General features: G+C 55.8%; 11 protein-coding genes. 9 read left to right on the top strand and 2 right to left on the bottom strand.

The features are described from left to right. Positions 1–20 precede the first annotated feature (20 nt). The 4 genes from ABLU80_RS06245 to ABLU80_RS06260 are packed head-to-tail and all read left to right on the top strand — an operon-like array spanning position 21 to position 4269. Positions 21–938: an SPFH domain-containing protein gene (locus ABLU80_RS06245; protein ID WP_020079443.1), complete on the top strand. Its 918-nt coding sequence runs from the start codon at positions 21–23 to the stop codon at positions 936–938. Beyond that, entirely contained in the window at positions 935–1393 is a 459-nt protein-coding gene (locus ABLU80_RS06250) for an NfeD family protein (RefSeq protein ID WP_047063647.1), read from the top strand. Before ABLU80_RS06245 ends, ABLU80_RS06250 begins: the two co-directional genes overlap by 4 nt. A 21-nt stretch (positions 1394–1414) precedes the next feature. Beyond that, on the top strand, positions 1415–3583 hold the full coding sequence (locus ABLU80_RS06255; protein ID WP_047081016.1) for a hypothetical protein: 2169 nt from the start codon (positions 1415–1417) through the stop codon (positions 3581–3583). Continuing rightward, complete coding sequence (locus ABLU80_RS06260; protein ID WP_047081015.1) at positions 3553–4269, top strand: DUF3142 domain-containing protein; 717 nt, start codon at positions 3553–3555, stop codon at positions 4267–4269. Before ABLU80_RS06255 ends, ABLU80_RS06260 begins: the two co-directional genes overlap by 31 nt. On the opposite strand, the gene cueR is transcribed toward ABLU80_RS06260, so the two are convergent. Then, entirely contained in the window at positions 4266–4676 is a 411-nt protein-coding gene (gene cueR, locus ABLU80_RS06265; protein WP_042893743.1) for a Cu(I)-responsive transcriptional regulator, read from the bottom strand. The two genes, ABLU80_RS06260 and cueR, sit on opposite strands and share 4 nt — an antisense overlap. Positions 4677–4781: 105 nt before the next feature. Here cueR and copA point away from each other — a divergent pair, with 105 nt between their 5' ends. The 4 genes from copA (at position 4782) to ybaK (ending at position 9864) form a co-directional block, all read left to right on the top strand. Further along, on the top strand, positions 4782–7283 hold the full coding sequence (copA, locus tag ABLU80_RS06270) for a copper-exporting P-type ATPase CopA (protein ID WP_348849836.1): 2502 nt from the start codon (positions 4782–4784) through the stop codon (positions 7281–7283). 199 nt (positions 7284–7482) lie between these two features. Beyond that, positions 7483–8310 (top strand): DUF1311 domain-containing protein, encoded by an 828-nt coding sequence (locus ABLU80_RS06275; RefSeq protein ID WP_348849837.1) that lies wholly within the window; start codon positions 7483–7485, stop codon positions 8308–8310. Positions 8311–8388: 78 nt separating this feature from the next. Next, positions 8389–9183, top strand: a complete 795-nt coding sequence (locus tag ABLU80_RS06280) for a TraB/GumN family protein (protein ID WP_087860350.1) — start codon at positions 8389–8391, stop codon at positions 9181–9183. Positions 9184–9384: 201 nt separating this feature from the next. Continuing rightward, a complete protein-coding gene (ybaK, locus tag ABLU80_RS06285) occupies positions 9385–9864 on the top strand; it encodes a Cys-tRNA(Pro)/Cys-tRNA(Cys) deacylase YbaK (protein WP_348849838.1) in 480 nt (159 codons plus the stop codon). Positions 9865–9922: 58 nt separating this feature from the next. Here the strand turns inward: ybaK and ushA are convergent, their stop codons facing one another. After that, positions 9923–11575, bottom strand: coding sequence for a bifunctional UDP-sugar hydrolase/5'-nucleotidase UshA (ushA, locus tag ABLU80_RS06290; protein ID WP_020079445.1), 1653 nt, complete (start codon positions 11573–11575; stop codon positions 9923–9925). A 170-nt stretch (positions 11576–11745) separates the two neighbouring features. On the opposite strand from ushA, the gene ABLU80_RS06295 reads away from it, so the two are divergent. After that, positions 11746–12966, top strand: coding sequence for an MFS transporter (locus tag ABLU80_RS06295; RefSeq protein WP_015367899.1), 1221 nt, complete (start codon positions 11746–11748; stop codon positions 12964–12966). Positions 12967–13057: the final 91 nt, after the last annotated feature.

Below are 13057 nucleotides of genomic sequence, written 5' to 3' on the forward strand. Positions count from 1 at the left end.
AACAAGACAGGAGGTTTTTGATGCTGATTTTTATCCCCGTTCTTATTTTTGTCGCACTGGTCATTGTGGGGGCGGCAGTAAAAATCGTGCCGCAGGGATATCAATGGACCGTCGAACGCTTTGGCCGCTACACGCAGACGCTGCAGCCGGGTTTAAGTTTAGTGGTGCCGTTTATGGACCGCATCGGCCGTAAAGTGAACATGATGGAGCAGGTGCTGGATATCCCTTCGCAGGAAGTCATCTCTCGCGATAACGCCAACGTCACTATTGACGCCGTCTGCTTCATTCAGGTGATCGATGCGCCAAAAGCCGCCTATGAAGTCAGCAATCTTGAGCTGGCGATCGTCAATCTGACGATGACCAATATTCGTACCGTACTCGGCTCGATGGAGCTGGATGAAATGCTCTCCCAGCGCGATAGCATTAACACCCGCCTGCTGCATATCGTCGACGACGCCACCAATCCGTGGGGGGTGAAAATCACCCGCGTCGAAATCCGTGACGTTCGCCCGCCGGCGGAGCTTATCTCCTCGATGAACGCCCAGATGAAAGCCGAGCGAACCAAACGCGCCTATATCCTTGAGGCTGAAGGGGTGCGCCAGGCGGAAATTCTCAAGGCCGAAGGCGAAAAGCAGTCGCAGATCCTCAAAGCCGAAGGCGAACGTCAGTCTGCCTTCCTGCAGGCGGAAGCCCGCGAACGTTCCGCCGAAGCGGAAGCCCGCGCCACCCAGATGGTGTCATCGGCAATCGCTTCAGGCGATATTCAGGCGATTAACTACTTCGTGGCGCAGAAATATACCGACGCTCTGCAGCAGATTGGCGCCGCCAACAACAGCAAAGTGGTGTTGATGCCGCTGGATGCCAGCAGCCTGATGGGCTCGATAGCCGGGATCGGCGAACTGCTGAAAGAGAGTAGCGCCGAGCGGAAAAAATCATGATCGCCCTGATCCTCGCCCATCCGCATATTTTCTGGCTGACCCTTGGCGGGCTGTTGCTGGCGGCAGAGATGCTCGGCAGCAATGGCTACCTGCTGTGGAGCGGCGTAGCTGGCGTCGTCACCGGCCTGCTAATATGGGCTATTCCACTCAGTTGGGAATGGCAAGGGACGCTGTTTGCCGTCCTTACCCTGCTGGCGGCGTGGCTGTGGTCAAAATGGCTGCGTAAACGCATGAGGCAGCAGCGCCCCGCCGACGCACAGCTTAACCAGCGCGGCCAGCAGCTGCTTGGCCGCCGTTTTACTCTCGACAGCGCGCTGGAAAACGGTCGCGGCCACGTCCGCGTCGGCGACAGCTCCTGGCCGGTGCTAGCCGATGAAGACCTCGCGGCGGGCAGCAAGGTTGAAGTGGTCGCCGTCGAAGGAATTACCCTCCATATTAGAGTCGTTTCACGATAATCATTTCACAGGACATCCGTTATGGTCAGGAAGACAACCTTTAATCTTACACTGTGCGCTCTGCTGGTGACGGCCCCTCAGGCGTTTGCTTCTTCTGATATCGAAGATTGCTCCTGGAGCGACGCGCTGTGCCTGCTAAAAGGCGACCCTGTATTGACGCCGGGAAACGACTCGCGCGACAACCTGCTGCGCCTGCTAAGCGAAGAGAAATCTTTCGTCCTGCCCGTTCAGAACATTCCCGCCGATGTCAGCCGCTCACGCGAGGTTTACTTCGCTTATCATCCTGAGTGGGATAGCGCGCCGCCGCCTGCCGCACCGCCTGCGCAAAGCGAAGACGAAACCTTTACCCGACAAATGGCGGCGCTGAATATCGATCCCGCACGGGTGATGCCAGGCGATTCGGCTGAACGGCTGGGAACCTCCGACTATGAACTGGAAAACCGCTTTGTCAGCAACACCCTTGCCGCCGTCAGCCAGTTCAACGCCGCCCTGCTGGCCGCCCCCTCTGTGACGCCACAGCAGCGTCATGACCTGGCGCTGGCGCGGCTGAAACTGTTTTATGGCGCCGATATCACCGCAGTCCTTGATATTCTCAATAGCTTCCCGGCAGATACGGACGCCGACTTATTCGCTTATTACCTTTCCGGCATCGCCCACTTCTATGGCGGCAATTACCCCGCCGCAACCCAGGATTTCACCCTGTTGCTGAAAAGTAAGCAACCCTGGCTGACCGAGACCGCGCAATATATGCTGATGCGCACGGCGCTCAACAAGAGTAGCCAGAATAGCGTTGGGCAGTACGGTGATTTTGATATCGCGCGCATCAATCGTGAAGATGCCGCCCTGGCGCAAAAAGAGGCGCAAACTTACTTGCAGCGCTGGCCAACAGGGTTGTATGCCGATTCCGCGCGCAACATGTTGCGCCGCATTAACTGGTATCTGCAGGCGTGGCCACAGCTGGCTGGTCTCTATGAACAGGCCTTCCAGCAGGCGAGCGATGCCGGAGAACTGCGTCGTTTGGTGAGTGAATATGATAATGTCTTCGGCATGCCGTTCTACGACCACCCCATTCAGACGGCATTCCCCGATGCGCCGCAGGTTAGTTATGTCGAACTTCTGCGCGCCCTGCGCCTGGATGCCAACAGCAAACCGGCCTTAACCCAGGCGCAGTTGGACGCCAGCAAAGCGGCGTTTGAGAAGAGCGGAAAGCTGCCGCTGTGGCGCAATCTGCAGCTGCAGCTATGGAATGCAACAGGCAATGATGCCGCCATCCTGCAGGCGGTCACGCCGGCGAAAACGCTGCCGGCGCACGATATTCTCGCCTTCAGCGAACAGGTCCTCTACGGCGAAGCGCTAATGGCGCAAAAGCAGTGGCCGGCAGCGGTCGATTTTTGGCGGCAACTGCTCCAACTCAGCCAGGACCGCGAGCAACAGCAGTTTATCCAGGCGAAGCTTTCGGCAACGCTGGTCTACAGCGGTGACGCTGCGGCAATCTTTGCCGCCGATAGCCCGGTGACCAACCTGCGCTTTCGCTCCCGCGTGCTGAAAACCCAGGCCTCGCCTGAATTGCTACGCCAGCAGGCCGTCAGTGGCCCCAATAATGAAGAGCGTACCATCGCTCTGCACACGCTGCTGGTGCGGGATCTCACCGAGAATCGCTTTGGCGACTGGCTGAAAGACAAAACGCTCGCTAGCGCCATTACCCAACCGGTTATCAGCGAGGCCTTTAACGACGTCAACCTGAGTAGCTTTGACTGGAACGGCAAGGCGACTGAAGCAGGCTATGCCTGCCGCAGTCTGGATGAAACCGTCACCGCGCTCAGTAAACACGCTGACGATGCCCATGCGCTTAACTGCCTCGGCGAGTTCTTCCGCACCACCCAAACGCATGTTGACCTGTGGAAAGATGGAGCCGGCAACGATGTACTGGAGGACGCCATCAACCGCCAGCAGCCTGTAGGTCAATACGATCGGCAAAGCTATTACCAGCAGATTATCACCTCGCCGAAAGCGGAGCCGGAAGATAAAAGCTATGCGTTGTACCGGGCGATCCTCTGTTACGCTCCCTCCGGTAGCAACGAGTGCGGCGGCGAAGATGTCGATAAGCTGCAGCGTAAAGGCTGGTTCACACAGTTGAAAACGCAGTATCCGGGAAGCCCGTGGGCGCAAAAACTCAAATACTACTGGTAATCGCGCTACTGGTCGGCCCCGTGCAGGCAACGGAGCGCGTTGACGCGCGCCAGCATTCCGCTTTCTGGCTGTGGTCCGGGGTGAAGGCCGGTGACGAACTGCGAAATGCGCAAACGGTCTACCTGCATCAGGGCGAGGTGCTCAAGCAAGCGGGCGAGGTGGTATTTCAACGCCTCGGCCTACCGGTGAGCCGCCTGACGTTTCCCTCAATCTGGCTTACCGTTCGCTTTACCACACTTGATGTGCCGCCGACGATTGTGCCGCGCATCGTGCGCCTGATGCAACGTTGGCAGACGGCGGGCAATCAGGTGGTTGGCTTGCAAATTGATTTTGACGCCGGCACTTATCAGCTCGCCGATTACGCCCGCTTTTTACGCCAACTGCGCCAACAGCTGCCGCCCGAGTTCGCGCTGGGGGTAACTGGCCTGCTGGACTGGGCCAAAACCGGCGATATTGCCACACTCAATGCGCTAGCGGTGGATGAACTGGTGGTACAAAGCTACCAGGGACGGCGCACGGTGGCGCATTATCAGGATTATCTGCCCGCGCTCAGCCGATTGCGTATCCCGTTCAAGCTCGGACTGGTCCAAAACGGCAGTCGCGACAAACTGGCGGAAACTCAGTTGCAACGCTCCCCCTACTATCGCGGTACGGTGGTCTTTATGCTCAACCCAGCCCGGCATTAAACCTGCGCTTTGCGGTGACAACAGCCGGAAAGATTATCAATAATCGGGCAATCCGCGCTCTCATCGCCAGGGCAGGCGTCCGCCAGCGCCAGCAGATGCGCACGCATATTTTGCAACTCGCGGATATGGTTCTCAATATCTGCGACTTTCTCCAGCGTTCGTTTTTTCACATCGGCGCTGTGCCGCGACGGATCGTTGAATAACGTCACCAGCTCGCGGCACTCTTCCAGGTTAAATCCCACCTGCCGCGCCTGACGCAGCAGCGTCAGTTCATCAAGGTGCTTCTGAGTGTAGGTACGGTAGCCGTTATCGCTGCGCAGCGGCGCCGTCACCAGCCCTTTCTCTTCGTAAAAACGAATCGCTTTGCTGGTTAAACCGGTTTTTTTCGCCACATCGCTAATATTCATTTTTCCCCCTTGACCTTCCCCTTGCTGGAAGGTTTAACCTTCTTAATACTCGATGAAAGAGTGTGTTCGGTCAATCATTAACCGGAAATTATTCAGGAGTTTTTTATGTCTAACACTATCGACCTGACGCTTGATGGCCTCTCCTGCGGCCACTGCGTTAAACGCGTGAAAGAGAGCCTCGAACAACGTCCCGACGTTGAACAGGCTGATGTAACCGTTACCGAAGCCCACGTCACGGGTAGCGCCAGCGCTGAAGCCCTGATTGAGACTATCAAACAAGCCGGATACGGCGCGGAGCTCAGCCACCCAAAGGCTAAACCGCTGGCAGAATCATCAATCCCGTCGGAAGCACTGACAGCGGCCACTCCTGAGCTTCCGGCAGCCCATGACGAGGATGACAGTCAACAGCTGCTGATCAACGGCATGAGCTGCGCCAGCTGCGTTTCCCGGGTACAAAACGCGCTTGCCGCGGTGCCGGGAGTCTCACAGGCGCGGGTAAACCTGGCGGAACGCACGGCGCTGGTGATGGGCAGTGCGTCCGCCGCAGAATTAGTGCAGGCGGTGGAAAAAGCCGGCTACGGCGCGGAGGCGATCGAAGACGATCTGGAACGCCGCGAACGGCAGCAGGAAACCGCCATCGCCACCATGAAACGTTTTCGCTGGCAGGCGATTGTCGCCCTGCTGGTCGGCGTACCGGTTATGGTCTGGGGCATGATCGGCGATAACATGATGGTCAGCGACGACAATCGATCGCTGTGGCTGGTCATCGGTCTCGTCACCCTCGCGGTGATGGTCTTCGCCGGCGGTCACTTCTACCGCAGCGCCTGGAAAAGCCTGAAAAACGGTACCGCCACCATGGATACGCTGGTCGCCCTGGGAACTGGCGTCGCCTGGCTATATTCAATGAGCGTCAACCTGTGGCCGCAGTGGTTTCCGATGGAAGCGCGCCACCTGTATTACGAAGCCAGCGCAATGATCATTGGTCTTATCAACCTCGGCCATATGCTGGAGGCCCGCGCGCGCCAGCGCTCCTCGAAAGCGCTGGAAAAACTGCTCGACCTGACACCGCCTTCGGCACGCGTTGTGACGCCTGAAGGGGAAAAGGATCTGCCGCTCGCTGAAGTAGAGGCGGGTATGACCCTGCGCCTGACCACTGGCGATCGCGTTCCGGTTGACGGCGTGATAAGCCAGGGCGAAGCCTGGTTTGATGAAGCGATGCTCACCGGCGAGCCAGTGCCGCAGCAAAAAGGCGATGGCGACGCCATTCATGCCGGTACCGTGGTGCAGGATGGCAGCGTACTGTTTACCGCCAGCGCCGTCGGCAGCCAGACCACGCTGGCAAGGATTATTCGCATGGTACGTCAGGCGCAAAGTAGCAAACCGGAAATTGGCCAACTGGCCGATAAAATCTCGGCGGTATTTGTTCCGGCAGTGGTAGCCATTGCGCTGATTAGCGCCGCTATCTGGTACTTCTTCGGCCCGGCGCCGCAAATCGTCTATACCCTGGTCATTGCCACCACGGTACTGATTATCGCCTGTCCATGCGCATTGGGCCTGGCGACGCCGATGTCGATCATCTCCGGCGTCGGCCGGGCGGCAGAATATGGCGTGCTGGTGCGTGACGCCGATGCTCTGCAGCGCGCCAGCGAGCTCGATACCCTGGTGTTTGATAAAACCGGTACCCTGACCGAAGGCAAGCCGCAGGTGGTGGCCGTGAAAACCTTCGCCAGCTTTGATGAATCCACTGTCGTGCGGCTTGCCGCCGCGCTCGAGCAGGGTTCAAGCCATCCGCTGGCGCGGGCGATCCTCGATAAAGCCGCCGACAGAACTTTACCGGAGGTAAACGGCTTCCGTACCCTGCGCGGGCTCGGCGTCAGCGGTGAAGCGGAAGGCCATCGACTGCTGCTCGGCAACCAGGCGCTGCTTAACGAGCAGCATATCGCTACCGCTGAACTGGAAAGCGAGATGACGGCACAGGCCTCGCGCGGCGCCACGCCGGTGCTGCTGGCGATCGATGGTCAGGCCGCTGCGCTGTTCGCCATCCGCGACCCGTTACGGGAAGACAGCATCGACGCGCTGGCGCGCCTGCATCGTCAGGGCTACCGGCTGGTGATGCTGACCGGGGATAACCCTACTACCGCCAATGCCATCGCCAAAGAAGCGGGAATTGATGAAGTGATCGCCGGCGTGCTGCCGGACGGCAAAGCTGACGCGATTAAACGTCTGCAGAGCCAGGGGCACAAAGTGGCGATGGTCGGCGACGGTATTAACGACGCCCCGGCGCTGGCGCAGGCGGATGTCGGTATCGCCATGGGCGGCGGCAGTGATGTCGCTATTGAAACTGCGGCGATCACCCTGATGCGCCATAGCCTTAACGGCGTGGCCGATGCTTTAGCGATTTCGAAGGCGACGTTACGCAATATGAAACAGAACCTGCTGGGCGCATTTGTTTATAACTCGCTGGGCATCCCGATTGCCGCCGGGATCCTCTGGCCGTTGACCGGTACCCTGCTGAACCCGGTGGTCGCCGGCGCGGCAATGGCGCTGTCGTCAATCACCGTAGTCAGTAACGCTAACCGCCTGCTGCGCTTTAAACCGAAAGAATAAGCAACGCATTCATCCTGAAAGCCAAATAGCCCCGTAGAATCATTGCTACGGGGCACTATTAAGCGCAACATTTATTTTCTACGCCAATTAATAAGGCTGCTTTGGTTGATTTGTCGATAAAATTCGTATTACCTTCGCATAGTAATAAGTTCCTTATTTAATTATAATCAGACACCCACAAAATAAGGACATTTTGAATATGTTTAAGAAAATCATTCCGCTGTTGTTGTTATTATCATCTTTCCCCTCCCATGCCGGATTTTTTGATTCAGCTCCTGAATTAAAATGCGGGAATGATAACGCTGTTTCTGCTATCAAGGAGTGGATTGTCAACGAGGCGCTCAGCGAATTACAAAGCACCTATCTGGAGCTCCCATCACAGTTTTATAACCTGCCGCAAAACCAATATGAACAGCAAATTCGAGCCATAGCCCTGAAAACCGATGATGTACTAACCCAGAGCCAGCGTACCGAGCTAAACAAACGAAGCTGTACGGCGAGATTTTCCGCCGCTATTCCTGCCTCAACTCTGGAGCTGGTAAAAGCATTACCCGATAATCTGCGTCTGATAACCAGCGGTGATGGCAAAACGTTAAATAATCACATTGTCTGGAAAGACATTAATTATGATATTCGTTTTGCGGATAATGAAAAAGACATCATTATCATACCAAATGAAAGCAACTATTTAATTGCAAAATCTGTTTTCAATATGGCGGTATTCTCCGTGGCCAAAGATGCGCTGATAGAGAATAGCAAGCGCGAAGAGCTACGCGACATTGAAGATGAATATAACGAAAACGATCGCACCTTAAATGCGAAATGGTCCGCCCTCCCTGATTCAATTCGCTCTGTAATGAAAAAAGAGCAACAAATCTGGGCGACAAACAAGGCCAAAACATGTGGCTCACTCAGCGATGCCAGGTCTGAAATGCTTCCTGTTACACAAAGAATCAATATTTTTGCTTGTCAAAACCGGTTAACGATATCGCGCATTGACTATCTGGCAGGTAAACCAATGCCCTGATGGCGCTGGGCAAAATACCGCCAGTTGCGCCCATACTAACAACGCGCTAGCATGAATACCTCACACTTCGGAGCGCGTATGGGCCTGTTAAACCGAATAAAAATGCTGTGGCGAGCCGCCGTCGGCTCGTCTTATTCCTGGCCTGCAATGGATATCGTCCTGCCCGGCGACCGTTATTTACATCTCGTCGGCAGCATTCATATGGGCACCCGCGACATGGCGCCGCCGCCGGCCAAGCTACTGAAAAAAATACGTCAGGCAGACGCCTTAATCGTCGAAGCGGACATCACCGGTAATGAAACGCCTTTCAGTAATCTCCCCTCTTATCCCCCGCTGGCTGAACGTCTGAGCGAAACGCAATTAGCAGAATTACGCTCACGCGCCGGCGAGCTGGGTTTGTCGGTCGATCTTTTCGATAGCCAGCCACTGTGGCAGGTGGCGATGGTGCTACAAGCCACTCAGGCGCAAAAACTGGGATTACGGCCCGATTACGGCATTGATTATCAGTTGCTGATGGCTGCCCGCGAGAGCAACATAAGGGTGATGGAGCTGGAAGGCGCCGATAGCCAAATCGCGCTCCTGCGCAATCTACCAGACGGTGGTAAGGCGCTGCTGGAAGATACGCTGACCCACTGGCGCACTAACGCCCGTTTACTGCAGGTGATGATCGGCTGGTGGCTGGAGCAACCGCCATCGCGCGGCGCGGAAACGCTGCCAACGACCTTCAGCCAATCTTTATATGATGTACTGATGCATCAGCGCAACATAGCCTGGCGCGACACGCTGCTTGCTCTGCCGCCGGGGCGCTATGTGGTCGCCGTCGGCGCGCTGCATCTATATGGCGAAGGGAACCTGCCGGATATGTTGACGTAAAAAAATGGCCAATATTGCTATTGGCCCGTCAAAGAGGAATTTCATCATTATTATTATCCCGGGATATACATCCCGGATCGTCTGATTGTCGCTCAAAGTGACCATCACTGCCAATACTATTGCGCAAGATGGTACTATTTTTTATACAACCCTCACGCGTATGCTGGTCATACGTTAGGTCGGTTGGTAAGAAGGATTACTATGACTCCCGCCGTTAAATTACTCGAAAAAAACAAAATTACCTTTCAGATCCACAGCTACGAACACGATCCTCAAGAGACCAATTTTGGCGATGAAGTGGTTCGCAAGCTGGGGCTCAATGCGGATCAGGTTTACAAGACGCTATTAGTGGCCGTTAACGGCGATATGAAACATCTGGCGGTCGCCGTCACCCCGGTTGCCGGACAGTTGGATTTGAAGAAAGTGGCCAAAGCGCTGGGCGCCAAGAAGGTAGATATGGCCGACCCAATGGTCGCACAGCGGATCACCGGATACCTGGTCGGCGGCATCAGCCCGCTGGGGCAGAAAAAGCTCCTGCCAACGGTGATTGATGCTCCGGCGCAGGAGTTTGCCACCATCTATATTTCCGGCGGCAAACGCGGGCTCGACATCGAACTGGCGGCAAGCGATCTGGCGAAGCTTCTGGACGCGAAGTTCGCCGATATCGCCCGCCGCGATTGAGAGACCGGATCCCGGATAGCGGCACACGCGCCTTATCCGGGATCCGTTAAGCGATAGCTTACTGCCAGCTGACCTCGCCCTTCGGCTCGTAAGCCGCCGCATCCAGCGGCGAGTTCTTCTCGATGTACTCTTTCAGCACCTCGGCATCGATAAAGCCGGTATTGACGTATCCCGGTTTATTATCGATGTGCGGGTAGCCGTCACCGCCGGTGGCGTTAAAGCTCAGCGTCGCCATACGGTAAGTTTTCGCCGGATCCACCGGTTCGCCTTTGATTTTCAGATCGTTAAGCTTGCCATCTTTGGCAACGAAACTGACGTTGGCGAACTGAGGATAAGCGCCGGAATCCGGCTTCATCTGCGCGACGGCGGTCAGGTACTCAGTCACCTCTTTACCGCTCATATCGACGTAAGTCAGCACGTTGCCGAACGGCTGCACTTTCATCACGTCTTTATAGGTAATATCACCCGCTTCGATAGAGTCGCGAATACCGCCGCCGCTCATCACCGCGAAATCAGCATTGCTGCGCGCCATCTGCGCCGCCAGCAGCAGACGCCCCATATTGGTTTGTACGAAGCGAACTTTGCTGCGATCGCCTTCAAGATGGCCGTTGACGCTGCCTATTTTCACCTGTAACTGCGCCTTGCCTTTATTCTGGAACGGCGTTAACAGCGAGAGCATCTGCGGGTTTTCAGCAATTTGCGGCGTATACAATACGCGCTCGCTCTGACCGTTATCCCAGGTGACTTTCTTCTTCAGGTTGACCGGGATCAGCTGATAGTGCACCAGCTTCATCTCCCCGTTGCGGAATTCAAAATCGGCGCGTCCGACATATTTACCCCACTCGTGAGCCTGCACGATCCAGATGCCATTCTGGCGATCCGGCGCGCACGGGGTGCCGGGGATATAATCGACCTGCTTTTTATTTTCCGAGGCCATGCAGACCGGATCCTGCGAATGGCCGCCGACGATCATCGCCAGCGATCCCGCAGGTAAACTCCGCGCCATTTCAACGTCGCCAGGCGCGTTAGAGCCGTGATTACCGTTGTCATAGTGGCCCATATGGGTGGTCGCCAGAATCACGTCCGGCTTTTCATTTTGCTGCAGTTCCTGAATCACCAGCTTGGCTTCTGCCGCCGGATTACGGAATTCGATATCGGTGAAATATTCCGGGTTGCCGATTTTCGCCGTATCGTCGGTCGTTAAGCCAATCACCGCAATTTTAAGCCCGCCGCGCTTAAACAGCGCCCAGGGTTTAAACAGGCGTTCGCCGGTGCTTTTCTGATAGATATTGGCCGACAGGAAAGGGAACTTCGACCACTTCTCCTGCTGGCGCAGCACGCTGAGCGGGTTATCAAACTCATGGTTGCCAACCGCCATGGCATCGTAGCCAATCAGGTTCATGCCGCGAAAATCAGGTTCTGCATCCTGTAAATCAGATTCCGGCACCCCGGTATTGATATCGCCGCCGGACAGCAGCAGGACGCTACCGCCTTCGGCCGCCACCTCTTTGCGGATACCGTCCACCAGCGTCTTCTGTGCCGCAAGGCCATATTCGCCATAGTCGTTGCGCCAGAAATGACCGTGGTGGTCGTTAGTGTGCAGGATGGTGATTTTATAGGTTTTGTCCTGCTCATAGGCCTGCGCTGACAGGCTGCCCAGCGATAAGGCGGCGAATAACGCCAGCGCTACGCCGCGTTTTAAATAATGCATGTTTCACTCCCTGACTTAATAACAAGTGCCGAAAGTATAGCGAGTCAGCCGCTTTGACAAATATGTTTTCAGAATTGCGACTTCCTTCAAACCTTAGGGACAGGTATGTTAGTCGGATAATAATTCAACCTGCATTCTCTACAACAAATAGAACTCGCTGAAGTGAACCTATGACAACCAACCAATCCGCTCAGTCCTTACCCGGTACCGGCGCGCCGCCGCAAAAAGCGCGCACCTCATTTGGCATCCTGGGGGCAATCAGCCTTTCCCATCTGCTAAACGACATGATCCAGTCGCTCATCCTGGCGATTTATCCGCTGCTGCAGGCGGAATTCTCGTTAACTTTCGTGCAGATCGGTATGATCACCCTCACCTTCCAACTGACGTCATCGCTATTCCAGCCGGTGATTGGCTACATCACCGATAAACGCTCGATGCCGTGGTCATTACCGGTGGGGATGTGTTTCACCCTCTGCGGCTTAATTCTGTTAGCGCTGGCCGGCAGCTTCGGCATGGTGCTGCTGGCCGCTGCGCTTGTCGGTACCGGCTCTTCGGTCTTCCATCCGGAATCCTCACGCGTGGCGCGGATGGCTTCCGGCGGCCGTCACGGCCTGGCGCAATCGCTGTTCCAGGTTGGCGGCAACTTCGGCAGCTCGCTGGGGCCGCTGCTGGCGGCGGTGATCATCGCCCCCTACGGCAAAGGCAACGTCGCCTGGTTCGTGCTGGCCGCGCTGCTGGCGATCGTCGTGCTGTCGCAAATCAGCCGCTGGTATGCCGCGCAACACAGAATGAATAAAGGCAAACCGAAGCCGGTTATCGTTAATCCGCTGCCGCGTAACAAGGTCATCCTGGCCGTCAGCATTCTGTTAATGCTGATTTTCTCCAAATACTTCTACATGGCGAGCATTAGCAGCTATTACACCTTTTATCTGATACACAAATTCGGATTATCGGTGCAAAACGCCCAACTTCACTTGTTCGCCTTCCTGTTTGCAGTGGCCGCAGGAACGGTGATTGGCGGGCCTGTTGGCGATAAGATAGGTCGTAAATATGTAATTTGGGGCTCTATCCTCGGCGTGGCGCCATTTACCCTTATTTTACCGTACGCATCGCTGGAATGGACCGGGATCCTGACGGTGATAATTGGTTTTATCCTCGCATCAGCCTTTTCCGCTATCCTGGTCTATGCCCAGGAGCTGTTGCCGGGGAGAATCGGTATGGTTTCCGGCCTGTTCTTTGGTTTCGCGTTTGGCATGGGCGGCCTTGGCGCCGCGGTGTTGGGGTTGTTAGCCGACCATACCAGCATCGATCTGGTCTATAAAATCTGTGCTTTCCTGCCGCTTCTCGGCATTCTGACGATATTCCTGCCTAATAACCATCAAAAAGCCTGAGTATCTGGCGGCCAAAGTGAAAGTTTGGCCGCCACAACCCCTTATCCCATCAGCATTACGCCGCCATGACCTGTCGCCATTTTCCTATCTG

This window comes from Klebsiella sp. CN_Kp104 (assembly GCF_040064515.1).
Lineage (GTDB): Bacteria > Pseudomonadota > Gammaproteobacteria > Enterobacterales > Enterobacteriaceae > Klebsiella > Klebsiella aerogenes.